Source organism: Marinobacter sp. ANT_B65, assembly GCF_002407605.1.
Classification (GTDB): Bacteria; Pseudomonadota; Gammaproteobacteria; order Pseudomonadales; family Oleiphilaceae; genus Marinobacter.
In genome coordinates, this window is sequence record NZ_NXGV01000004.1 from 145,783 (window position 1) to 169,520 (window position 23,738).

The window sequence follows — 23,738 nt, forward strand, 5'->3', positions numbered from 1 at the left end:
CATGGGTCCATGGGTGCGTGAGCAAATTAAAAGGATAGCCGATAGATCGACAAGGTACAGTCAGGCTGGTGTAGACTATTGTCATACCAAGAGCCCCCTCCGTTTCAATCCATTCTGGCAGTGAATTTGTGAACAAACTTAATCCGCGACAAAACGAGGCTGTTCGCTACACCGATGGCCCGCTTCTGGTGCTGGCCGGTGCCGGCAGCGGTAAGACCAGCGTAATTACCCGGAAAATCGCCTATCTGATCGAACACCTTGGCATCCCGGGGCGCCATATCGCCGCCGTTACATTCACCAATAAGGCGGCCCGCGAAATGAAAGAGCGGGTAAGCCGGATTGTCGACAGAAAACTGGCCCGCGGGCTTATTGTATCCACTTTTCACAATCTCGGGCTGAACATGATCCGGGAGGAACACACTCATCTGGGGTACCACCCGGGCTTCTCAATTTTTGACGCTGAAGATGCCAAAGCCCTGTTACGGGACCTGATGCTCCGGGAAGCGAGTGCCGATGCCGGCGATGAACTCAACGATGTCCAGATGACTATCTCTTCCTGGAAGAATGCCTTGCGCAGCCCCCCCGAAGCATACAGCAAAGCAGCGGACGAGCGGGAACAACGCATTGCTATAGTCTACAAACATTATAATGAGTACCTGAAGGCATACAACGCCGTCGATTTCGACGATCTGATTCTTCTCCCGGTGCAGCTGTTCCGCAGTAATCCGGATGTGCTTGCAAAATGGCGCAGGAAAATCCGCTACATGCTGGTGGACGAATACCAGGATACCAACCTGTGCCAGTATGAACTGGTAAGAATGCTGGTCGCTGAGCGCTCTGCATTTACCGTTGTTGGTGACGATGACCAGTCGATTTATGCCTGGAGAGGCGCACGGCCGGAAAATCTGGCCCAGCTTAAAGAAGACTTCCCAAGCCTCAAAATTGTAAAGCTGGAACAGAACTACCGCTCCACTTCACGCATTCTGCGCAGTGCCAATACAGTCATTGCCAATAACCCCCACGTATTCGAAAAAGCTCTGTGGAGTGACCACACTATTGGTGATGAAATCCGCATCGTCCGGTGCCGCAACGAAGACGCCGAAACCGAGCGGGTAGCCACTGAAATCCTGGACCAGAAGCTGAAAAAGGGGCTTGAGTTCCGGGACTTTGCCGTACTTTACCGGGGCAATCACCAGGCTCGTCTGCTGGAGATGAAGCTGCAGGCTTACCAGATTCCCTATCGCATCTCCGGCGGCCAGTCGTTTTTCTCAAAAAACGAGATCAAGGACGCCATGTCGTATCTGCGTCTGCTCATCAACCCGGACGATGATGCCGCCTTCTTGCGGGTTGTTAACGTGCCGAGGCGCGAAATTGGCCCGCGCACCCTTGAGCAGCTGAGTCACTATGCCCGCTCCCGCAATGTCAGCCTCTTCCGGGCACTGAGTGATATGGGCGCAGAAACCCATGTAACCGAAAAAGGCCTGGACCGGCTGCGACGCTTTGCCCACTGGGTGGATACTACCTGCGAACGACTGCACAGTGAGAACCCGATACCTGTAATCAAACAGCTGTTCACAGATATAGAGTATGAAGAGTGGTTACTCCAGAACTCCGGAACGCCAAAGCAGGCCGAAAAGCGCATGGAAAACATCTGGTATCTGGTGGACTCGATCCAGCGGATGCTGGACGACGGAAAGGGCACTGCGGACGAACTGGGCATCGAAGATGCCATCACCAAGCTGATTCTGCGCGACATGATGGAACAGCGGGAAGAAGAGGACGACAGCGACAAGGTACAACTGCTGACCCTGCACGCATCCAAGGGCCTGGAGTTTCCTCACGTATTCATTCTTGGCCTGGAGGAAGAAATTCTGCCGCACCGCTCCAGCATTGAAGAAGGTAATATCGAGGAGGAGCGGCGCCTGATGTACGTGGGAATTACCCGCGCAAAAGAAACTCTGACCCTGACCTACGCTGCACAGCGCAGACAGTATGGCGAAAAGATAGAAACCATTCCCAGCAGGTTCCTGGACGAACTTCCCCAAGACGATGTGCGCTGGGAGGGCACCGGAGATCTGGATGCGGAAGCCAACCAGAAAAAAGGCAAGGCTACATTAAGCGCCCTTCTCGGTGATCTGGGGCTCTGAAAGCAAAAACCCCGCATTCAGCGGGGTTTTTGACAGCAAGCGCCTGGATCCTACTGGCTCTCTGCCACCATGTGTTCCACAGCCGCCTGGATTTCCTCATCCGCGCAGCTGGCACAGCCACCCTTGGCTGGCATAGCGTTAAAGCCGTTGAGTGCATGATTGAGCAATGTTTCCATACCCTTATCGATACGAGGTGCCCAGGCTTCAGAGTTGCCAATAACCGGTGCACCTGCTGCGCCAGTGGTATGACACGCCATGCACACAGCGCCATAAACTTCGCTGCCTGAGCGGGGGCCTGAGCTGGCTGTTTCGGTTGCAGCGGCAGCTTCACCACACTCGTCACCCTGCAGACAGACTTCGCCGACAGGCTGAATACGCGCACGGATTTCATCTTCAACACTTGCCATAGCGGCGCCGGCAGTAATGCCAAAACCAAGCAATACGACAGCCAGGACTCTCTTCATCTTCACAATGCACCTCGCATTTGAGCGTTATAATATTTGATTGCCGCATTATAGCGACTGAACCCCGGCAAAAAAACCGAATAGCAAAATCATAAATTGATTTCCACCATTTTTATTGCCATTACGTATGCGTGGAGACTCTTTCGCGACATCCGGTTACCATGTCGCAGACTACTCCAGAACTTCCAGGATCCGATTCATGAACAACCCGGAGAAACCCGTCCCTCACCCTGTGCGCAAAACACTCCTGATTACAGAATTCAGCGCCTTGGCAGTACTGCTGGCATCCATGGGCTGGTTTTCGAACCAGACGGATACGGGCCATAGTATCAACCCCGCGTGGCTCCTGATACCCGCGTTCGCAAGCCTTGCGGTTTTCCTGAGTTTCATTGGCCTGATGTATCTGCGGTGGATAGTAGCAGCGAATGCTGCAAATCAGCGCCGGCACAAAGTCGTTTTTTCACTACTGGCCATTACCCTGATTGGTGTCTGGGTTTACGGCATTGCCAATACGTGGCTCAGCCTCAATGCAGCATAGAGAGATCAGGACCATGCACAATCATCTCAACGCCAGTGTCTCTGCAGCCGCCACCCTTGCTCTGCTGTGGCCCGCACTGACGACTGCACAGGAAACCACATCAGCAGACGAGCGCCGGATTACATCCGCTGAAGACTGCGCGCTGATTCAGGATGGCGTGCAGCGTCTGGCCTGCTACGACCACCTCAAAGACCCGAAAACGGCCCGTGACCAGGCCACCGAGCAGGAAGTGAACGAAGTTGAGCAGGCGGTCGTCACTCTGGCCCCTGACAACGATGCCCAGGAGCAGGTTGCAGATGGCTCGGGCGAAGAAGCCCCCGACAGCAACATCATGAACAACATAGTTGATAACTACATAACTGCAGAGAAAGCCTTGTTTTCGTTTTCAGGCAGTTTTATAAGCCACCGCCCTACTTATATCCTGCCTATTACCTGGGTAGAGGATCCGAACAGCACGCCAACCAATCCAAGACTGGGGGCCACCGGCTACGATTACGGCCTGGAGAATGAGGAAGCCAAGTACCAGATCAGCTTCAAGGTTCCTCTGCTGACGGGCTTACTGGAAGATCGCACAACCTTGTGGTTTGGTTATACGCAACGTTCATTCTGGCAGGTTTATAACCAGGACGAATCCGCACCCTTCAGGGAAACCAACTATGAACCCGAGGTTTTCCTGCGCCATCAGACAAACTGGAATCTGGGTGCCGTTACCCTGAGCGGTATGACGATTGGCTTCAACCACCAGTCCAACGGCCAGTCAGAGCCCCGTTCCCGGAGCTGGAACCGGATTATGGCCAGCGCCGGCTTTACCCGTGATCGCTGGCTTTTTGTTGTGGAGCCCTGGTACCGGATTCCGGAAACCAGCAAGGATGATAATGCGGATATCGAGAGCTATCTGGGGTATGCCAACTACCATGCTATTTACAAACTCGCTGAAGACCGGACGCTTTCATTGAAACTGATGAACAATCTGCGCTCGGACAACCGTACGTCAGTTGAATTTGGTTACAGCTTCCCTATTGGCGATACGATCAAGGGGTTCTTCCAGTATTACAATGGGCACGGGGAGAGTCTGATTGATTACAATCACCGGATTGAGCGGTTCGGGCTTGGGATTATGCTGAACGACTGGCTCTGAGTTTTATCAGGTTCCAGTGTAAGTTGGCGTAGCCGTGCGAGTTGCGAAAACACGCTCCTTACGGCACATCCATGTGACGCTTGAGCTCCGCCATCCATGGCTCCGCACAGTTTTCGCAACTCGCACGGCTACGCCAACCGCTACTACTGAATAGCCTGATACAAAAAGCACAGATTATCCTTTCAGGCTATTCAACCGCTCCATTTCTGCGAGCAACTCTTCAGTTTTCGCCTTCATCAAGGGTATGTCACCGCGGGATTCCACGTTCAGGCGAACAACGGGCTCCGTATTGGACATGCGCAGGTTGAAGCGCCAGTTGTCGAATTCCACACTGAGGCCGTCTACGTAGCTGACGCTTTTTGCACCGGCAGCGTATTTTTCCTCAATGGCCGCAATCACCCTGGCCGGCTCATTGATGGTGCGGTTGATTTCGCCGCTGGCCGGGTAGGCTTCGATGCGAGCGTCGATAAGCGAGGAAAAGGGCTTTCCGGACTGGCACAGACGTTCCGCGATCAGCAACCAGGGAATCATGCCACTGTCACAGTAGGCAAAATCCCGGAAGTAGTGATGCGCGCTCATTTCGCCGCCGTATACGGCATCTTCATCGCGCATACGCTGTTTGATGAAGGCGTGTCCGGTTTTACTTTCGATGGCTTCACCACCGGCCGCTTGCACCAGATCCTGCGTGTTCCAGATCAGTCTCGGATCGTGGATAACTTTGCCGGGGCCGGTTTTACGCAGGAACTGATCTGCCAGCAGGCCGACAATATAATAGCCTTCAATAAACCGGCCATTTTCATCAAAGAAGAAACAGCGGTCGTAATCGCCGTCCCAGGCAATGCCCATGGCCGCACCGTGTTTGATCACAGCATCAGCGGTAGCTGCCCGGTTTTCTTCGAGAATCGGATTGGGCACACCGTTGGGGAAGTTACCATCTGGCTGATGGTGCACTTTGATGAACTCGAAAGGCAGGTGTTTTTCGAGTTCGTCAATCACCAGCCCGGCGCCACCATTTCCGGCGTTGACGACAATTTTCATAGGGCTCAGAGCTGCTGCGTCAATGTATCCCAGCAAGTGATCTATATAAGCACTGGTAACTTCCAGTGTTTCATATTTCCCCCGGACCGGCGCATCGGTAAAGGGCTCAAGCACCCGGTCACGGATATCATTCAGTCCGTTATCGGAGCTGATCGGGCGGGACTCCGGCCCCACCATTTTCATGCCATTGTGATTTTTGGGGTTGTGGCTGGCGGTAACCATGATGCCACCATCCATCCCGTAATGGCTGGTAGCAAAGTAAACGTACTCGGTGCCACACAACCCTATATCGAACACGTCGGCACCTGCAGCCATGAGGCCGGAGTTCAGGGCTTCGGCGATTTCGGGGCTTGAAAGGCGAATGTCGTACCCGACAATAACCTTTTTCGCACCGGTAATTTCCACATAGGCACGCCCGATACGTTCGGCAAGAACCGGATTCAACTGCTCAGGCACGCTGCCTCGCAGGTCGTAGGCTTTAAAACAGGAGAGGTCCATTGTCGGTTTTTACTCCGCAGCAGAAGATTGCAGCTGAATATAGTTCTGAATACCCATCTGATTGATCATCTCCAGCTGGGTCTCCAGCCAGTCAATGTGTTCTTCTTCACTATCCAGAATGCTGCGGAACAGTTCACGGCTGGTGTAATCGCTGACTGACTCACAGTAGACAATCGCTTCTTTCAGATCGACATGGGCAATGTGCTCGATCTTCAGATCGCAGGCAATCATCTCCTCAACGTGCTCGCCGATCATCAGCTTGTTCAGGTCTTGCAGATTGGGCAGCCCTTCGAGAAACAGAATACGCTCGATCAGTTGATCGGCATGTTTCATCTCATCTATGGATTCTTCATATTCCTTGGCAGCGAGCTTGGTGATACCCCAGTCTTTATACATGCGTGAATGCAGGAAATACTGGTTAATGGCCGTCAGTTCATTGGCAAGAACTTTGTTCAGAAACTGGATGACTTTCTTATCGCCTTTCATTGCAGCACTCCTCATTCCTGGCCGGCTGATACCCTTTCCGGAGAACGGCACACCGACAGGCTGGTTCGGGTTCAGTAAGCTCTCTGAGCTCTCTCATCACCCTGTAAGGATAGCGCTTTAAGGCGCATTACAAAATTGCGGAAAGGAAATAAAACCCGACGGGTGTCAGGCGGGGCTTGCCAGCATATTTGCCAGAGACAGGTAATCCGGTGAGCGGTTTTCACGCAGTATAGCGCGCGCAGTACATGCACAGCGTCCGCACTGGGTGCCTACACCCAGCTCTTTACCAAGCTGGCGCATAGAAGAAACTCCGTTATCGGCAGCTTCGCGGATATCCCGGTCTGTGACTCCATGGCAAAGGCATACATACATAATGCGATCTCACCAACGACAATTAATGTAGTGATAATTATTGTCATTAGCATCAAGAATTGCAAGCCCCCTGTGTTAATTCTGTGCAACGGACAGCTTCAGGCCTCTGCCTCCCGGGTCAGGTTTCTATATCCCGAGTCGGTAACAACCACGTTGTCCTCTATACGTATCCCGCCGCACCCCTGAAGCTCCCCGATCAACGGGCGGTTCAGATGATCTCCGAGAGGGCCGGACAGCAAAGGTTCCAGCAACGAGGGTATAAAATACAACCCCGGCTCAATGGTCACCACCATGCCCGGCTCAAGCGTCCGGGTCAGGCGAAGAAAGGGAGCGTCTGCAGGAGGCGGTACCGGCTTACCGGCAACATCGTGAACCTGAACGCCAAGAAAATGACCGATGCCGTGGGGGAAAAATGCCCGTGTAACGCCTTCAGATACCATGTCCTCTTCACTCAGGTCATTGACCAGGCCAGCGACACTCAGTAAAGCGGCAATACCCTGATGGGTTTTACGGTGGATATCGACGTAATCAACACCCGGGGCCACCATGCCGCAGAGCCGGAACTGTAACTGCTCAAGCCCCTGCACCAGTGCACCAAAGCGCCCTTCTCCCAGACCCGCAGTGGTGCGGGTGACGTCGGAGCAGTAGCCCCGGTAACACACGCCGGCATCAATCAGCATGCTGCGGGACTGGGCAGGCGCAACCACATCGTAATACTGGTAGTGCAATGTACCTGCATGTTCATTCACACCGATAATGCTGTGATAAGGCGCGTCAGCCTCACGCTGCTGCGTTGCGAGCTGGTACGCCAGGTTGATTTCAAATTCACTGGCGCCGGCCAGAAAGGCATCGCGTGCAGCGCGGTGGCCTGCCATTGCCAGCTTGTTTGCTTCAGCAAGGCAAGCAATTTCATAGGCGGTCTTGTGTATCCGTGTTTCATCAAGCGCAGCACAAAGCGCGCCGGAATTATGCTCTCCGGGCACCTCCGCAAGCAGCGAAGGGTCACCTGTCACTGCCAGACGCCCCACCTTGTCCAGTTCCGGTGCACAGCGGTGCTCACTGAAGCGAAGTTCAAACTCTGACAGCCAGGGCTCCTGACCCAGTTCAAGACTTGCATGCCAGAAATCAACAGGCTGATGCAGTGACAGAAGCGGCTTCCGGCCCTTCCGGATCAGCAGCCATGCGTGCTCAAAGCCGGTGAGTCCTGTCCAGTGCAGAAACGGCCCATAGCCATGAAAATGCCAGGACTGATCATCACCGTAGCGCATGGGGGCTGCACCTGAGCTGATAAGCAGGCTGTCATATCCGTGATCTGCCAGAACCTGCTCATAGCGGACCTGCAGAATATTCACGTGATCAATCTGAAGAGTTAGCAGATCGGTATCAGGCATGTTGATTTTCCAGTTTTTTCCAAAGGGTCAAAAGGTCATCTGAGCGTGGCTCATGCCGGCGGATCAGACGAATTTCCAGCGGAACATCCCAGCGCTCGTCGCCGGCCCGGGTAAGACTGCCGAAGTGCTCGCTCTTTTCCGTCATACGACTGGGCAGCCAACCCATGCCAAAGCCCTGTTTTACCAGCGCTTTGATGCTTGCCGACTGAGTGTTTTCGTTCAGGGGCAGGAGGTTCACTGAATCCCTGCTGCGCCCCAGATGCGCCTCAATAGCAGACTGTAAAAAACCCCGTGAGTGATAAGCAATCAGCGGCACTGTCTGCCCGGCCATGCCCGGCAGAGGAAACCGGGGCTTACCATTACTCCCCACCACACTCACAGGCACCAGCGACTCCCGGGCAAGAACAATGGATTCGTAGTCTCCCCGGACCAGCCGGTCACGCCAGGGCAGGTCCTGGTGCCAATAGCACAACACCAGATCACATTCGCCACTATCCAGAGCATCCAGAAACTGCTCCCCAACCCAGCTGGTGGCTTTGAGGTTAAGCTGCAGACGATCTTCGACACCCGCCTCGCTGGCCCAGCGTTGATAAAAATGAGAGAAAAGCCCCTGGGTTGAGCCCACACTGATGCGCGCAGACACCTCTGCTTCCATATCGGCAATCTGGCTGCGCACATCCCGGACATCCCGGGTTACCCGCTGGCACAATTCAAAAAAACACTCACCGGCAGGCGTCAGCGATAGAGGCAGAGTCTGCCGGTTGATCAGAGTTGCGCCCATGGCTTCTTCGAGCAGCTTGATGCGACGACTGAATGTAGGCTGGCTTACGTGCTGCAGTTCGGCAGCCCGCGAAAAATGGCGCGTACGCGCCAAAGCCATAAAATCTTCCAGCCAGCGTATTTCCATGGGCTCCCCAGCGAATGACAGATAAAGAGTGACAGTTGATCAAAGACTACCCACCGGGCGCATCATAGCGCATGGGCACCGCCCTCCTACAACCGCGCTTCCTCCACCGCATGGCAGGCCACCTGGGCACCACCATCAGTGGCAATCAGCCGGGGTATTTCCTGACGACAGCGTTCGTTGGCATAAGGGCAACGACCATGGAATACGCAGCCAGATGGCAGATTGACCGGTGTTGGTACTTCACCCTGCAGACGAATGTGGCTGGGCCTGTCGTCTTCAAGCCTGGGGATCGCCGACAGCAGGGCCTGGGTATAGGGGTGGCGTGGCTCGGCAAACAGTGTTTTGGTATCTGACAACTCACATACCCGTCCGAGATACATCACGGCGACCCGGGTGCCGAAATGTTCAACCACCGCCAGATCATGGGTAATAAACAGATAGGTCAGGTTGCGGGTTTCCTGGGCGTCCATCAGCAGATTCAGAACCTGAGCCTGGATGGAGACATCCAATGCAGAAATGGGTTCGTCCGCTACAATAAATTCAGGATCCACTGCCAGCGCACGGGCTATGGCAATACGCTGGCGCTGGCCGCCAGAGAATTCATGACCAAACCGGCTGCCCCAGTCCGGATCTATTCCCACAGACTGCATCACCTCCTGCACTTTGCTGCGCACTTCATCGCGCGCAAGCTCCGGGTGATGAAAATGGATCGGCTCTTCCAGAGTCTGCTGAATCGTCATGCGCGGATTAAGAGACGCATAAGGATTCTGGAATATCATCTGCATTTTCCGACGATACGGCAGCACATCCCGGCCTTTGAGATTATCAATGCGCCTGCCGTCGTAATGTACCTCTCCCGCGCTGGGCGATAACAAACCCATAACCGTGCGGGCGACCGTGGATTTGCCACAGCCGGATTCGCCAACCACGCACAAGGCCTCTCCTTTGTGCACCTGGAGATCAACACCATTGATGGCATGAACGGCCTCCTGCCTGCGCCGGAATCGGCCGTTTTGAAAGGTGATCTGCTCCAGCAGGCCGCCAGTCAGGTCAAACCGCTTTTCCAGGCCACGAATTTCCACCAGTGGGGAGGTCATGATCCGGCCTCCTGCATTTTTTTCTCCTGTTCAATCAGATTGCTCACCTCGTAACACGCTACATCCACGTTCCCGGAGCGCACATACTCAGGCATGGTTTGCCGACACTGATCGGTTGCGAAATTACAGCGTGGGTGAAACGGGCAGCCCGTCGGTACATTCTTGAGGGACGGCATGGAACCGGGAATCTGAAACAGCCGTGCACCTGGCTCGCCCATCTGGGGCAACGCATTGATCAGCCCCTGAGTGTATGGGTGCTGGGCATCATTAATAACCTCCCGGGTTGGCCCCTGCTCGATTATGCGGCCGGAATACATCACCAGCATGCGCTGGGTTACCTGGGAAACCACACCCAGATCGTGGGTTATCAGCATCAGCGCTACATTTTCCTGCTCGCACAGATCCAGCAGCAACGCCATGATTTCCGCCTGTATGGTCACATCCAATGCTGTGGTGGGCTCATCGGCAACGATGATTTCCGGATCCAGCAACAGGGCAATGGCTATGATTACACGCTGGCGCATTCCGCCAGACAATTCATGGGGATACTGATCGAGCCGTTTTTCCGGCGAAGGGATCTGTACCTTGCGCAGTTTGCTCAGAGCAATTTCCCGTGCCGCTTTTGTACTGATCCGACGGTGGGCCTTGATGGCCTCCACCATCTGGGTGCCAATGCTCAGCACCGGATTGAGGGTCATCATGGGATCCTGGAAAATCATGGCAATACGATTACCGCGGATCTTGCGCAGCTCCCGTTCACTCATTGCCGCCAGATCCCTGCCGTCGAACAGTATCTGCCCGCCGGCGATATAACCCGGGCGGGCAATCAGGTTGAGGATAGAGAAGGCCGCTACAGATTTACCCGCACCAGACTCCCCAACCAGGCCCAGCCGCTCCCCCTTATCAAGGCTGAAGCTGATACCGCGCAAAGCCGTGAGATCGCCGCCGCGAACTGCAAACCGAACATCCAGGTCTTTTACTTCCAGCAGTGGTGTGTTGCTATTCATGGTTCGTTAGCCCTTGTACAGCCGTGGGTTCATGACATCACGCAGCCAGTCACCCAACAAATTGATGACCAGTACGAGCACGACCAGCACCAAGCCGGGAATCAGGGTAATCCACCAGGAACCGCTCTGAATGTAATCAAAGCCGGATTTGATCAAAGAGCCCAGAGACGGCTGAGTCTCCGGCATCCCAAGCCCCAGAAATGACAGGGCGGCCTCGGAAATAATTGCGTTGGCGATCTGCACAGTGGCAATAACAAAAATCGGAGAGAGGGTGTTGGGCAGAATATGCCGGAACATGATGCGGTTAGTACGAAAACCCATCACCTTGGCCGCATCAACATACTCCTTCTTTTTCTCCGCCAGCACAGACGCTCGCACCGTGCGGGCAATCTGTGGCCATTCCGCGATACCGATGATGAAAATCAGCATGTAAATAGCGATCTCACCAAACATCAGGTTGCCAAAACTGGCTTTGAAAACCGCGCCAACAATAATGGCGACCATCAGGGTCGAGAAAGAGAGCTGAACATCGGCGATACGCATCAATATGGAATCTACCCGACCACCCAGATACCCCGCCAGCAACCCGAACAGAATACCCAGCGCCGCCTGCAGTACCACAGCACCAAAACCAATCAGCAGGGATACCCGGGTGCCGTAAAGAATAGTGGACAGCATGTCCCTGCCCTGGGCGTCTGTGCCCAGAGGAAAGGCAGAATCTGCACCTTGCATGCCCACCGGAGGCAGTTCCGAGTTCATGATATCGATCTGCGCCAGATCGTAAGGATCTGTTGGGGCAAACAGAGGCGCGAAAACTGCAGCCAACACCATGAGAATCAGCACGAGAAAGCTGACAATCGCTACCTCGTCGCGCTTGAAGCTGTACCAGAGGAAGGACTCGCGAAAGCGATTCCAGCGTGAAAGAGTCGCCGTTGTCATGCTTTCTTACCTGTCAGTTTGACCGTAGGGTTCACCAGCCCGTAAACCAGATCCACCAGTGTGTTCGTAACCACAAAGATCAGACCTACAACCATCAGGTAGGCAACGATCAGGGGAATATCACTGCGGGTGATAGCTTCCAGAAACATCAGGCCGACGCCGGGCCACTGGAAAACGGTTTCTGTGAGAATCGTATAAGCCACCATAACGCCAATCTGCACACCACCTACGGTGATAACCGGCAGCATGGTGTTCTTGAGGGCATGCAGAAAGTTGATGCGCATTGCACTGAGGCCTTTAGCACGGGCATAGCGAATATAGTCGCTCTGCAACACTTCCATCATTTCCGCACGGATCAGCCGAATGAACAGCGGCAGCATGATGGACGCCAGGGACACACAGGGCAGTATCAGATGCAGCAGACCACTCTCGGAGAAAAAGCCGGAGTACCAGGTGCCGAAAAGATGCGTCAGATCATCGCCCCGGCCATAGGATGGCAGGCCGCCCTCAGTGCTCAAGGCTCCGTTCAGCCACTGCCCCCAGCCGGTATCCGCAGGAAACCACTCAACGGTTATGCCAATGGAATATATCTGGATAAGAACAATGGCCGTGAGGAAGACCGGAATGGATATCCCGACGGTACTCACGCCCATAAAGAATTTTGCGAGCAAAGCCTGAGGCCGAATGGCGGCATAGACACCAATGGGCACCGACAACAGCATTATGATCAGGCTGGCACCGATCACCAGTTCCAGGGTCGCCGGCAAATGCTCGGAAATCACTTCAAGAGTGGGCTTGCCGTAAAAATAGGAGTTACCCAGGTCTCCCTGAATGGCTTTACCTGCAAAACGCAGATACTGCACCACTATGGAATCATTCAGCCCCAGCTCCTCACGCAAGGCTTCCCGCTCCTCCTGGGAAACGGACATACCCACCATTTCCTGAAGTGGATCTCCAAGACCATCCTGGATGGCAAACGCGATCACACTGATCACGAACATAACCAGCAGTGCCTGGGATATTCGCTGAACCAAAAACGCTAACATGCAAAATGTCCGGATAAAGCTGCAAACAAAAGGCCGGCGACGGAACCCCCGAAGCCGGCCTGCCGACGGAGCCTGTTACTCTACAACCAGGTCACCCAGGTACGGAAAGTTCATCACGTTCAGAATCGGCTCAATCTTCACATTCTTCTTGCTGGCCCATGCCAGATCCTGCCAGTGCAGGGGAACAAAAGCCGCATCGTCATACAGACGCTTCTCAACGTCCTGCAGCATGGCCGCGCGCTTATCCAGATCAGTCTCAACATTGGCCGTCTCAACCAGCGCATCGATTTCCGGATTGCAGTAATTGCCTGCGTTGTACTGGCCAGCGCCACTGTCTGCGTCGGTGCAGAAGGTCAGGAACTCATAGAAGTTGGCAGAATCTTCTGTATCCGCGTGCCAGCCGATCAGCATCATATCGGCAGAGCGGTCATCATACTCCGGCCAGTACTGGGCTTTCGGCAGGGTTTTCAGGTCCACCTTGATATTGATACGGGCAAGCATGGCAGCCGCTGCCTGGGCAATCTTGTCATCATTCACATAGCGGTTATTGGGCGCCATCATAGTGATGGTGAAGCCATCCTCATAACCAGCCTCTTTCATCAGTTGCCTGGCTTTCTCCACGTCATAACGTGGTTTCAGGGATTCGTTATGGCCCTGGTAGCCAGCTGGTGATAGCTGGGCAGCCGGCGTTGCAAAGCCCTTCATGATTTTGGAAGCGATGCCTTCCTGGTTGATAGCATAGGCAACGGCCTGGCGAACCTTCGGATTTTTGAAGGCTTCAACCCGCTCCTGGTTCATGTGGAACAGAATAATCCGCGTACCACTCATGGTAACCAGGTCCGAATCCTTGTCGCGCTTGATGCGATCGAGGTCTGTCGGTGGTACCGGGGCGATAAAGTCCACACCACCAGACAGCAGCGCCGATACCCGGGTGTTGTTCTCCTTGATCGGAGTCATCACGATTTTCTTCACGTTACCCGGGGACTCTTCATCCCAGTAATCCGCGAAGCGCTCAAACTCCATACGCACGCCCTGCTGGCGTGAGGTGACCACGTAAGGGCCAGTGCCAGACAGGTTGTCGGAAGCGAATGAGTTGCCATGTTTGAGAATGGCATCTTTCTTTTTCCCATCGGCTGTTTCGCCAGAATAGAACTTGCTGTCCATCGGGAAGATGTAGGTCGCGGTATTGAGAAGCAACGGGAAGGGTTCGCTGGTCACCAGCTCGAAGGTGTAATCATCAATAATATTGATGCCACTGAACGGCTTGAAGATAGCTTTGAAATCCTGGCTTTCTTTCAGGCGGTCATAGGTAAACTTAACATCTTTGGTCGTAAGCTCGTTGCCGGAATGAAACTTCACGCCTTCACGGAGCTTGAAACGCATGGTTTTGTCATCAACACGCTCCCAGCTTTCTGCCAGACGGGCCTCAAAGCCAAGATCTTTTGTCCAGCGCACCAGAGGATCAAACGTCATGTGGGACAACTGCAGAATGCCACCGGAGAGTTGTTCATGAATATCGAGGGTGACCGGATCGGCATCGTACGCCATCTTCAACTCTTTCGTCGCCTCGGCAGAAAGAGCAACAGGAGCCGTGGCCAGCGCCATGGTACCGACTAAAGCTGCAAGTAGTTTTTTCATTGCGTTTTCCGTCACTATTTTATGAGTTTTTACGGCACACCAAGGCTCGGGCGCCCCGGACGTCTACCCTAGAAACTAGTCGCGGAAACTACTTACAGCAATCGAAATTACAACTTGCCGCTATTCATGAACTGAATGATGACTTTCACAGAGAGGCACCGGAGCGGTTAAAGACGAAATACCAGGGGCAGCATAAGTGCGGTGAAAACCCCGGTCAGCCCCATACCCAGAGAGGCAAAAGCGCCAGCTGTATGGCTGATTTCAAATGCTCTGGCCGTACCAATCGCATGCCCGTTCAGGCCAAGCGCAAATCCGAGAATGCGCTCATCTTCAACCGGCAGCCACCTGGCCAGCAGATCAACAAACAATGTCGCAACAACACCGGTTATCAAAAGCCCGCCCATCAGCAAAGGCACAGATCCACCCAACTGCTCTGTAATACCAATAGCGATCGGAGCGGTTACAGATTTCGGTGCCAACGAAGCCAGTACCTCCGGCGTGGCACCCATTGCCCAGGCGATCACCACGGCGTAAACCGCCGCCAGCGTCGCCGCTATAGGCAGTGTGACAACAATCGGAATCCACAAGGCCCGTATATGGTGAATCTGCTGATACAGGGGTATACCCAGAGCGACTGTTGCGGGCCCGAGCAACAGGGTTATCCACTTGGAGCCGTCCTGGTAACTAGGGTAATCGACTGATAAAACTGCAATCACTGCTGCCAGGATGACTGCCGACAACACCACTGGCGGCATCCACAAGGGCTTGCCTATGCGGGCAAACAGCCAGCTACCGGCGAAAAAAGCACTCAAGGTGAGGCCTACTGCAAATAGCGGGCTGGCAGACAAAGCGTCCGGCACAGCAACAAAGCGCTCCATAAGCTCAGTCATGTCCCTGCTCCCGGGCAGAAAGGCGCATCACGCCTTTCATTAACAAAAGCGTACTCAAAACACTCAAAAAGGTACCCAGCAACAAAGCGGCCGCAACCGCGAGCCACTGCCCGGAGAACTGCGAAGCCATAAAAAACACCCCGACCACTCCCGGCATAATCAGCAGCACCAGTATGGAGATCAGCGCCTGGCTCGACGAAGCCAAAGCGTCACTTACCCTGCCCCGCAGCATCAGCGTAAACGTCATCAGGATCATGCCGAGCACACCACCGCTGACGGGCACCAGGAATACCAGCCGCAGAGCCTCACCAAGCAGAAAAAACAGAACAAGTATCAGAAAACCGCGCAACATCGACATACTGTCATGCTCACCTTTCAGAGAATTGCATTACACTAGCGCAAACCAACATATTGATACCAATGCAGGATTTCCATGGCGCTCAAAGCAACGATTTTTAAAGCCACGCTCAATATTGCCGACATGGACAGGCATTATTATGCAGATCACCAGCTAACGATAGCCCAACACCCGTCGGAAAATGACGAGCGCATGATGATCCGCATGCTGGCCTTTGCATTGAACGCTTGCGAGGGGCTTGAGTTCACCAAAGGCCTGAGCACTGATGACGAACCCGAGCTATGGAAAAAAAGCCTGAGTGACGAGATTGAGCTGTGGATTGAACTGGGCCTGCCCGACGAAAGTCGCCTGCGCAAAGCCTGCAACCGCGCGCGCCAGGTCATCCTTTACGCCTATGGCTCCCGTGCCGTACCGATATGGATGGAGAAGCACCAGAACAAGCTGAGCCGCTTCAACAACCTCACAATTATCGAACTGCCTACGGAGTCCACGGAGGCCCTCGCCGGGCTGGTAGAGCGCAACATGAACTTCCAGATAAGCATCCAGGATGGCGAGGTATCCTTCAGTAATGAAGGCGGGCTGGTGAACATAACGCCTGCACCTCTCTTTCCGTGACAGAGGCAGTCGCCATCAGCAAGCTTGGACTGGACAGAATAAGCCAGCACACGTAAGATTGCGCACTCGAAATTGACGCTTCGCCGTCACACTCGAATGCGCCCGTAGCTCAGCTGGATAGAGTACTGCCCTCCGAAGGCAGGGGTCACAGGTTCGAATCCTGTCGGGCGCGCCATATTTTTCAAGGCCTTACGTGAAAGCGTAGGGCCTTTTTATTTGGTTGTGCCCAAATGGTGCCTCGGATGTGCCCAAGGTTTTAAACCGCTTTCCATCATTACTGAAATTGTGACCCCTGCCCTGCACAAGGTATAAAAGTTTCTGGGCACCGAACTCAAGAAGGCATTGTCTAGACAATAGCTTCTTTGCGAGCGTGTTGTTATCTTCAAACCTTCCTAATTTAGTTGATTTATTGGGTCGATATATAGACGAGAGGTTTTCGGCGCAACCATCAGGAACGCCAAGGTACACGGCCATCTCGGACAACGCTCTGAAGTAAAGCGGGGCTGGAATAGTCATTCGGGTTCGCCCATTCACTGCCCCAGATTGATAGGGCCTAAATCAAACCACCGGTTTCAGTGGGTCCATCAAACTCCAACCCCGCCATCGCCAGTTTTGTTTACGCAAAATTCATCGGCAGCCCGGCCAAAACAACCGCTGCATCCGCATCGCTTTCATCATGAACATCGCCATAGGCTCGGCCACCAAACAGGATCAGTTGAACCGCATCGACCCTATCTGACAGTTTTTCGCGAAAACGATTACTGCCTCCCGAATACCCACCTGATCACTCACAACGACATTTTCCAGGCCAACCGGCATAGGCAGCGCCCCTAGCATGGGCGCGTTAGGGTCACACTGGGCCACTAGGTCTTTGTTTTTCTGTCCGTCACGAGTTTACCTTCGGTGGCCTCTACACACTCGGATCACTGCGACTGCCAATAATCTGGAGTAAGTTAAAAGTAACGCTCTCTGTCTTTTTGTTCATAAGTTTTCGGTTTGGTCGCAAAGCGAACATTCCGGCGGATAGACCAAAACTTGACCTAAGAGAAAATCAGCCTCTTTTTAGGGATGTCCAGAGCGCATTGCCCACATTGGTTATATGTCGGATGAATGAATCTCGCTTAAATGCGTCCTAACAGAAAGAATAGTTTCGTCTCTAATTTCGCGAGCGATTTGAGGTAAACGAATAATGTGGCTCGCTTCTTTGTTTGAATGCAGCCCATTAGACAGCCAATTGTTGCTACCCGAAATATAGTAGTCGCTGTCAACAACAACTTCCTTAATATGTGTAGGTACGTCACCCACCATGAACCTGCCTACAACTGATTTGGGGTCTTTTTCATGCGCGTTATGCGAAAAAATGATGAGTTCACTCAACTTATTTTTAGCCTCAACTGTAAATGACGTTTCGATGGCTTTTGATTCGCCAGATTTTCTCCACCCGGATTCGATATAAATTGTTACTCCGCGCTCCATTGCCTCTTTAAATCGCATGCATAGGCTGTCGTTTATTACCGAGCTCGAAATCCACCCCGAGCGTATACATAGAGTATTGTTGGCGCTATCGATGGCTCCATGAAGCGCTGAAAAATGTGCATCTTTACCAACTATTCTTTCTACAAAATCTTCATGCTCATCTATAGCCAGGCCATCTGCGCTTCTTTCATCAGCTATTATCTCGAGCTTCCGGATTAGCTCTGCCTTTTCGCGTTCCGAACCTACGCGACTGCCTACTCCCGCACCAACAAGAGCAGTTACAAGCGCTACAGGGACACCGATCGCGCCACCCATGGCAGCTATTCCCATGCCCCCGGTGCCAGCCACAATCAGCCCCAGAGCACCACCAACTGTTCCACCCACTTTTGTTGATGTGGTTACCTTTTGTGATGCGGATTTGGCGAAATCCATCCCTTTTTCAAGAATAGGTGCGGCCTCATCGATTAAAGGTTTCGCATCTTCGATCCATTCTGAAGCTTTTGCACGAGCTTTACGTGCAGCTTCGTTTGCCTTATCGCGAATAGATTTGCTCATTGGACTTCTCTGTCTAAAGACATATAACGAGGCTGTAGAAAAACTCACAAATGAGCGAGCATTCCACCGCCTACGATCTCGTTTTTTTCAGCCGGTCAGTTTGCCCAGCAACTTCCAGTTTCCGGATTGATTGTCCTTTATAGACCTCAATCCCGCTATTTCAGTGTTCAGGTGCTCTTAGCCTTGTGCCCAGGGGGCATTTCAGGACGCATTGCCGACACCCGTTCACGCAGCCATCCGTCCGTAATTCGCCAGCTTCTCAATATTATGTACCAGGCAGTACAGCTGCCACTGACTCTGTACCTTCTTCTTGCTCCGCAAACTGAAGCGATTGAGCCCCTTATTCGTGCCGATGTTGCCGAACACTGGTTCTACCACTGACATGCGGTGGCTGTAGATCTCTTTGCCCTTCGGGCTGTCCACCCGGTGTTTCATCCAGTCGGTGTAGTTGGGCTGGCGCTTGTGCTCGATTGTGAACGACACTTGGCGGCGCTTGCCGTACTTGGCTTTCTGGTTCTGGAACTTCGGGTCCCGGCTTCGGAATCGGTTGTCCGGCACGTAGCCATTGATCTGCCGTTCGTGCAGGTACTTCATGCTGGCTTCGTTGGCGAAGCCGGTATCGGCGGTAACGATGGTGCCTTGCTGGTAGATGTTGTCTGCAATACCCAGTTTCTTGAAGCGGGCTTCTACGCTCTCCAGCACCGGCTGCAGGGTATGGTGCTCCTGACCTTCGCCAAAGGCCTGGGCGTCGATGATGATCTGGTGTTTCTTGTCCACTGCAGCCACGCCGTTATAGCCCTGGGTCGTGCCCTTGCTGGTGGTCATCTTGGCACTTTCGTTATCGGTGATGTTGCTCTTCACTTCCTTGCGCCGTTTCCCTTGGCCCATCCTTGGGCTGCTCGTCTTTAGGAATCGGTCTACTTTCTTTGCGGCCTGATCCAGGGAGAGTATGGTTTTCGCTCGCCGGATGTCACGGTCCAGCTCGGCTTCCGTTTCCGCCTCGTCCCGCTCGTAATGGGCCTTGAGGTGGTGGCGAATCAGTCGTCGCAACTTCTCTCGCCTCTCGCCGAGTTCCTTAAACGTGCCGGACCATTCCTTGGCCGCGTTTGAGGACATTTTGCAGCCATCGATCGCGAAGAGTTCATTACCCAGCAAACCCTCCTCGTGACACACCAGCAGTACTTGCTCGAACAGTGCTTCAATCTCATCCGAGTGACTGCTGACGAACTTTGCCAGCGTGGTAAAGTGCGGAACCGTGTCGCAGGAGAGGGCTTTGAAGAGGATGTTGGTCTCGCAGCACCACTGCATCTCGCGGCTGGAGGTGATGCCCTTGGAGTAAGCAAACAGAATGATCTTCAGGAGAATGGCCGGATCGTAAGCCGTGCGGCCTGTGTCGTCGTTGCGATACTTCGGGTGAAACACCGACAGATCCAGCTTGTGTTCAATCAGGTAATGAACGGCGTGTTCGAAGGTGCCGGGCTGAAGCTGTTCCTGGTAGTTGATGACGACCATCGAATCTTGGTCGTAGTTGTAGTGTTTGAAGCGGGGCATGCCGACAGCTCCTTGTCTTATTTTCTCAATCCTATCAAAACCGGGTCAGTTTGGGGTTTTTCTACAGCCTCAACGCCATGTGCAGCGGCCGGTTTGGCGGGCGCAGCACGACAAACCGGTCCGACTGACGCTACTGGTTATACTTTCCAGCGATCTTAGTTTTAATCAACGTTTAATAAGCCGATTATTATAAAGGTCTTCTACTGGAAAAATCATCGTGTAATCATCCCAATTTAAATTCCCATCTACTATCTCAAAATCAAGAAAATTTTCTACCGATTTATACGGTTCATAATCAGGATGCCCATTTGAGAATATAAATGGAGCAAAATCGACACAAACAACATGGCCATCATTAAATTCTATTTCCAGTATGTGACCAATTTTATGCTTGGCGGATTCAACCAATAGTTCTGACATTTCGTACCTTTTGAGTGATCGTCTTGGGAGCAATGTGCTTTTTCTTTACAAAATAATCCACCCACTTATCTACGATCTCAGAAGCGTTTGCTTTAACAAATTCTTCGAATTCCTTTCATTTTTTGGGCTCTAAACCTGGTCCCTTATCCTTAAGCGTTACCTTATGAATTCACCCAGAAAAGAAATGGATCTCGGCCTTGGATTCTCGTCCATTGAACTTACCATGGATATGAATGGGCTCGTGTTCATTGCTATAGAAGAACAAGACGATACCAAGGTACTCATAGATTTTGGCATGATGATTCCTTCCTTTGATTTTATTTTATTTCCTTTATTTCACCAAACGGTGTACTGGCCCCGAGGGGATACCTTTTTGATCAATATTTCGAAAGTGACCGATTCTCTGTACGTATAACGCCAGGAGCGTCCCTTGCCTGCATTTGTTAGATTCAATCATTCGTGACCTTCCTCGCGAATTTACGAACAAGGTGCTTATCGTTAACATCAGCAAATAACCGTTTTATTGCCTCATCATCAGGCCCGGAAAATTTCATGAATTTTTTTCCGTAAACGCCATACTGACAATCCTTTTGCTTATTCTCAAGATCTCGTAGTATTAAACGCACTTTCTCACATGCCTCAACATATCTGAGCGCAATCCCAGGTAAGTCGCGGGTCTTTATGTTAGATATGATATACCTGTGTATCACGCGATCTCTTAATTTATACAACAAATTCAGATCTTTGTGATCATTGTCTTTAATGACATTATATTCAAGAGCATCATCATATATTTTTCGCTCCATCAAGCCTCGTTCATCTTCTGCTTGAAAAAGATATTTTGTTGGGACCTCGTCCGTCTGATTCTTCAGTTGAATGGCGATGACTATGCTCAACCTTAGAAATGCATCAATCTGATTGGCGGAAACGGCAATCACTTCGACAAAGGAATCTGATTCTATCGCGTTATCCAGAAGGTCGTACGATGCAGCCAACGCTCCTTGGAATCGATCAAACTTTTCCATATCAGAGGCTAGCTTTCGGTCTCCGGGAGGGACAATAACCACAGATTTTAAAATTTTATGAACTAAGCGGAGTTCTTCATTTATCTGTTCATCGTTATCAAGACTTGCATCATGGATATATTTACCGATCAAAGCCTGATCTGCTGAAGCCCCATAAAACATGTGAACACAGAACTCTGAATCATCCATCCTGGAAGGTCGCCATCTAAACTCGGGCACACCATTCGGATACTCACCTGCAAGTTTAGGTGCTATTTCCTCTAGTGGATAACAGCTAATCTGAAAACACCCGTTAGCGTTTTCATAGGGCTGAAAGCTGTATGGGGACTTTTCCTCTTCGCCTTCCACAACAGGGTTGAGGTATTGACACTCTGTTGGAATTTGAATCAGGAATATCCCGTTGGGCTCTGTCCAATGCTTCATTCAGCATACCCGTGAAAAATCTAACGCCCGGCTCACGCGCCGGTTTGGAGCCGCGAAGCGGCAAAAAATCGGTCGCTGTGCAGCCGATTGTTAAATCCTTTGATGTACGGTATCCTGACCATGTTTAATATCCTGTACAGGAAACAACCTTATGGATGCCATTAGCTACACAGCCGCTAGATCCAATTTAGCAAAAACCATGGATCAGGTCTGTGAAGACCATTCCCCCGTGATCATCACCCGGAGCAAGTCGCAGTCCGTGGTAATGATCTCCCTAGATGACTACGAGGCGCTGCAAGAAACTGCGTATCTTCTGCGCGCACCAAAAAACGCACGGCGCTTGCTGGAATCCGTTGACGAGCTGGAGCAAGGCGGTGGTCAAGAGAAGGAACTTCTTGGATGAAACTCATCTTCTCCGAGAACGCTTGGGAAGACTATCTGTACTGGCAGAAAACCGACAAAAAGATTCTTAACCGAATCAACAAGCTGATCAAAGAAACCACGCGAGAGCCGTTCGAAGGTGTTGGCAAACCAGAGCCCCTCAAACACAGCCTTGCCGGGTACTGGTCTCGCCGGATAAACGAAGAACACCGAATAGTTTACAAAATCACGGATGACGCTGTGCTTATCGCCCAGCTCCGGTATCACTACTGATTTAACGCTAAACACTGCGGCGGCTGAAAGCCGTCCGCTGCTGTGACTTGTTAAGAGAACGAATCTCCAACTCTAGCTTCCGTTTCTGTAACTCGAGGATTTCATCATGTACCGGCTGCACATTTCGGTACCAGCGATAGAATCCGAAGCAAGATGAGTAAAAACCAATCGCAAAAATTGCTGCTAGTATCCACTTGGCATGCTCTCGATTGTTCACAGCTATCTGGACTTGTTTATCCAGCAGCTCTTCTCGCTCCTTAGCTAGCGGGTCCTCGCTACCTTTAAGGTCGAAATATGCTTGCGCACTGTCGAAAATAACCTGGTTTGCAGTTCGGCTATTTATGCACATGAGCGTGAGACTAACGACCATTACCACCAACCCGAAAGTTGCTAGAAACTTATAGATGTTGTCAGTTGCAACGGGAATTCGTGGATCCATATATCCTCTTAACGCCGCTCAGCACGCGCGGCTTTGGAGAGGAGGCGAAGCCGCAATGGAAAAGCCGTCGCCGTGACTGGCATGGTTATGAATGCTCACATGCTGAACCAATAGCAGCGCTCATTTCGGAAAGTGTACGTCCATCAGCGATTTCGATAAAAGATGATATGCCAAGCCAGATCATCCAAGCACCGGCTATTGGGAGAAGGTAGCCCATTAGCTTCGGTATTTTCGCCCGCCTTCCGCTGCATTTCCTAAATATGCCGGACCATGGAATGTCAGAGGGTGGATAAAAATCGCGCCCTCTGCTCTTGATACTAAAATAGAGAAAGTACAGTGAGCCGATGGCGAAAGTACCTGGCAGCACGAAACAGAATATAAGCAGACCAAGAAGCGACGCATCAATACCAAGCAAAAATGCACACTCCGTGTTATCCAAGAAGGACACATATGCGGCGAACGCCATTGCCACCAGCGCCGGAGCCAAAAAAGGAAAATAAAACTTAATACCTCGAATCATGAACTACCCAATTTCATAACGCCAAGCTCACCTGCAGTTTTTGCGGAGAGCAATTGTGTGAAATGGAGCTACGCGACATACACAATTGAGCGTAGAAAAAAATGTC

The 23,738-nt window shown here is 52.2% G+C and carries 27 protein-coding genes and 1 tRNA gene; 7 read left to right on the top strand and 21 right to left on the bottom strand.

The window, feature by feature from the left end:
* The first annotated feature begins 128 nt into the window (after positions 1 to 128).
* Entirely contained in the window at positions 129 to 2,147 is a 2,019-nt protein-coding gene (gene rep / locus CPA50_RS16745; protein WP_096783674.1) for a DNA helicase Rep, read from the top strand.
* Between the two features lie 50 nt (positions 2,148 to 2,197).
* Here rep and CPA50_RS16750 read toward each other — a convergent pair whose 3' ends face one another.
* Positions 2,198 to 2,611 carry a c-type cytochrome gene (locus CPA50_RS16750; RefSeq protein ID WP_096783675.1) on the bottom strand — a complete coding sequence of 138 codons (414 nt, stop codon included), beginning with the start codon at positions 2,609 to 2,611 and terminating at the stop codon, positions 2,198 to 2,200.
* 199 nt (positions 2,612 to 2,810) lie between these two features.
* On the opposite strand from CPA50_RS16750, the gene CPA50_RS16755 reads away from it, so the two are divergent.
* Together CPA50_RS16755 and CPA50_RS16760 are read left to right on the top strand one after the other, a co-directional pair.
* Complete coding sequence (locus CPA50_RS16755) at positions 2,811 to 3,149, top strand: hypothetical protein (protein ID WP_096783676.1); 339 nt, start codon at positions 2,811 to 2,813, stop codon at positions 3,147 to 3,149.
* Between the two features lie 13 nt (positions 3,150 to 3,162).
* Positions 3,163 to 4,287 (top strand): phospholipase A, encoded by a 1,125-nt coding sequence (locus tag CPA50_RS16760; RefSeq protein ID WP_096783677.1) that lies wholly within the window; start codon positions 3,163 to 3,165, stop codon positions 4,285 to 4,287.
* A 174-nt stretch (positions 4,288 to 4,461) separates the two neighbouring features.
* Here CPA50_RS16760 and CPA50_RS16765 read toward each other — a convergent pair whose 3' ends face one another.
* From CPA50_RS16765 to CPA50_RS16820, 12 genes are all read right to left on the bottom strand, one after another.
* Positions 4,462 to 5,823, bottom strand: coding sequence for a phosphomannomutase (locus tag CPA50_RS16765; protein WP_096783678.1), 1,362 nt, complete (start codon positions 5,821 to 5,823; stop codon positions 4,462 to 4,464).
* 9 nt (positions 5,824 to 5,832) lie between these two features.
* Positions 5,833 to 6,309: a bacterioferritin gene (bfr, locus tag CPA50_RS16770; protein ID WP_096783679.1), complete on the bottom strand. Its 477-nt coding sequence runs from the start codon at positions 6,307 to 6,309 to the stop codon at positions 5,833 to 5,835.
* A 165-nt stretch (positions 6,310 to 6,474) separates the two neighbouring features.
* The gene (locus tag CPA50_RS16775) at positions 6,475 to 6,681 is read right to left on the bottom strand and encodes a bacterioferritin-associated ferredoxin (RefSeq protein WP_096783680.1); all 207 of its coding nucleotides are present in this window, start codon (positions 6,679 to 6,681) and stop codon (positions 6,475 to 6,477) included.
* A 98-nt stretch (positions 6,682 to 6,779) separates the two neighbouring features.
* Positions 6,780 to 8,072, bottom strand: a complete 1,293-nt coding sequence (pepQ, locus tag CPA50_RS16780; protein WP_096783681.1) for a Xaa-Pro dipeptidase — start codon at positions 8,070 to 8,072, stop codon at positions 6,780 to 6,782.
* Positions 8,065 to 8,979 carry a LysR family transcriptional regulator gene (locus tag CPA50_RS16785; protein WP_096783682.1) on the bottom strand — a complete coding sequence of 305 codons (915 nt, stop codon included), beginning with the start codon at positions 8,977 to 8,979 and terminating at the stop codon, positions 8,065 to 8,067. The genes pepQ and CPA50_RS16785 overlap by 8 nt, the downstream gene beginning before the upstream one ends.
* 86 nt (positions 8,980 to 9,065) lie before the next feature.
* On the bottom strand, positions 9,066 to 10,076 hold the full coding sequence (locus CPA50_RS16790) for an ABC transporter ATP-binding protein (RefSeq protein ID WP_096783683.1): 1,011 nt from the start codon (positions 10,074 to 10,076) through the stop codon (positions 9,066 to 9,068).
* Positions 10,073 to 11,083: an ABC transporter ATP-binding protein gene (locus CPA50_RS16795; protein WP_096783684.1), complete on the bottom strand. Its 1,011-nt coding sequence runs from the start codon at positions 11,081 to 11,083 to the stop codon at positions 10,073 to 10,075. The genes CPA50_RS16790 and CPA50_RS16795 overlap by 4 nt, the downstream gene beginning before the upstream one ends.
* A gap of 6 nt (positions 11,084 to 11,089) precedes the next feature.
* Positions 11,090 to 12,022, bottom strand: coding sequence for an ABC transporter permease (locus CPA50_RS16800; protein ID WP_096783685.1), 933 nt, complete (start codon positions 12,020 to 12,022; stop codon positions 11,090 to 11,092).
* Positions 12,019 to 13,068 (bottom strand): ABC transporter permease, encoded by a 1,050-nt coding sequence (locus CPA50_RS16805; protein WP_096783686.1) that lies wholly within the window; start codon positions 13,066 to 13,068, stop codon positions 12,019 to 12,021. Before CPA50_RS16805 ends, CPA50_RS16800 begins: the two co-directional genes overlap by 4 nt.
* Before the next feature lie 75 nt (positions 13,069 to 13,143).
* The gene (locus CPA50_RS16810; protein WP_096783687.1) at positions 13,144 to 14,706 is read right to left on the bottom strand and encodes an ABC transporter substrate-binding protein; all 1,563 of its coding nucleotides are present in this window, start codon (positions 14,704 to 14,706) and stop codon (positions 13,144 to 13,146) included.
* A 167-nt stretch (positions 14,707 to 14,873) separates the two neighbouring features.
* Positions 14,874 to 15,596 (bottom strand): LrgB family protein, encoded by a 723-nt coding sequence (locus CPA50_RS16815; RefSeq protein ID WP_096783688.1) that lies wholly within the window; start codon positions 15,594 to 15,596, stop codon positions 14,874 to 14,876.
* On the bottom strand, positions 15,589 to 15,954 hold the full coding sequence (locus CPA50_RS16820) for a CidA/LrgA family protein (protein WP_096783689.1): 366 nt from the start codon (positions 15,952 to 15,954) through the stop codon (positions 15,589 to 15,591). Before CPA50_RS16820 ends, CPA50_RS16815 begins: the two co-directional genes overlap by 8 nt.
* 75 nt (positions 15,955 to 16,029) lie before the next feature.
* Between CPA50_RS16820 and CPA50_RS16825 the strand changes: the two genes are divergently transcribed.
* On the top strand, positions 16,030 to 16,569 hold the full coding sequence (locus CPA50_RS16825) for a YaeQ family protein (protein WP_096783690.1): 540 nt from the start codon (positions 16,030 to 16,032) through the stop codon (positions 16,567 to 16,569).
* Between the two features lie 98 nt (positions 16,570 to 16,667).
* A tRNA-Arg gene (locus CPA50_RS16830) sits at positions 16,668 to 16,744 on the top strand.
* Positions 16,745 to 17,185: 441 nt separating this feature from the next.
* Here the strand turns inward: CPA50_RS16830 and CPA50_RS19960 are convergent.
* From CPA50_RS19960 to CPA50_RS16860, 6 genes are all read right to left on the bottom strand, one after another.
* Positions 17,186 to 17,311, bottom strand: a complete 126-nt coding sequence (locus tag CPA50_RS19960; protein ID WP_143750765.1) for a nucleotidyltransferase domain-containing protein — start codon at positions 17,309 to 17,311, stop codon at positions 17,186 to 17,188.
* 353 nt (positions 17,312 to 17,664) lie between these two features.
* Positions 17,665 to 18,600 carry a phospholipase D-like domain-containing protein gene (locus tag CPA50_RS16840; RefSeq protein ID WP_096783691.1) on the bottom strand — a complete coding sequence of 312 codons (936 nt, stop codon included), beginning with the start codon at positions 18,598 to 18,600 and terminating at the stop codon, positions 17,665 to 17,667.
* 225 nt (positions 18,601 to 18,825) lie between these two features.
* Positions 18,826 to 20,151, bottom strand: coding sequence for a transposase (locus CPA50_RS16845; protein WP_096783692.1), 1,326 nt, complete (start codon positions 20,149 to 20,151; stop codon positions 18,826 to 18,828).
* Between the two features lie 165 nt (positions 20,152 to 20,316).
* Complete coding sequence (locus CPA50_RS16850) at positions 20,317 to 20,571, bottom strand: DUF2442 domain-containing protein (protein WP_096783693.1); 255 nt, start codon at positions 20,569 to 20,571, stop codon at positions 20,317 to 20,319.
* Positions 20,572 to 20,740: 169 nt separating this feature from the next.
* Positions 20,741 to 20,836, bottom strand: a complete 96-nt coding sequence (locus tag CPA50_RS19965) for a DUF4160 domain-containing protein (RefSeq protein WP_202971778.1) — start codon at positions 20,834 to 20,836, stop codon at positions 20,741 to 20,743.
* A gap of 184 nt (positions 20,837 to 21,020) precedes the next feature.
* The gene (locus CPA50_RS16860) at positions 21,021 to 22,019 is read right to left on the bottom strand and encodes a hypothetical protein (RefSeq protein ID WP_096783694.1); all 999 of its coding nucleotides are present in this window, start codon (positions 22,017 to 22,019) and stop codon (positions 21,021 to 21,023) included.
* A gap of 151 nt (positions 22,020 to 22,170) precedes the next feature.
* On the opposite strand from CPA50_RS16860, the gene CPA50_RS16865 reads away from it, so the two are divergent.
* Together CPA50_RS16865 and CPA50_RS16870 are read left to right on the top strand one after the other, a co-directional pair.
* A complete protein-coding gene (locus CPA50_RS16865) occupies positions 22,171 to 22,422 on the top strand; it encodes a type II toxin-antitoxin system Phd/YefM family antitoxin (protein ID WP_096783695.1) in 252 nt (83 codons plus the stop codon).
* Positions 22,419 to 22,673 carry a Txe/YoeB family addiction module toxin gene (locus CPA50_RS16870; RefSeq protein WP_096783696.1) on the top strand — a complete coding sequence of 85 codons (255 nt, stop codon included), beginning with the start codon at positions 22,419 to 22,421 and terminating at the stop codon, positions 22,671 to 22,673. The genes CPA50_RS16865 and CPA50_RS16870 overlap by 4 nt, the downstream gene beginning before the upstream one ends.
* Positions 22,674 to 22,680: 7 nt before the next feature.
* Here the strand turns inward: CPA50_RS16870 and CPA50_RS16875 are convergent, their stop codons facing one another.
* Together CPA50_RS16875 and CPA50_RS16880 are read right to left on the bottom strand one after the other, a co-directional pair.
* On the bottom strand, positions 22,681 to 23,112 hold the full coding sequence (locus CPA50_RS16875; RefSeq protein ID WP_096783697.1) for a hypothetical protein: 432 nt from the start codon (positions 23,110 to 23,112) through the stop codon (positions 22,681 to 22,683).
* 85 nt (positions 23,113 to 23,197) lie between these two features.
* Positions 23,198 to 23,632: a hypothetical protein gene (locus tag CPA50_RS16880; RefSeq protein WP_096783698.1), complete on the bottom strand. Its 435-nt coding sequence runs from the start codon at positions 23,630 to 23,632 to the stop codon at positions 23,198 to 23,200.
* Between the last annotated feature and the right edge of the window lie 106 nt (positions 23,633 to 23,738).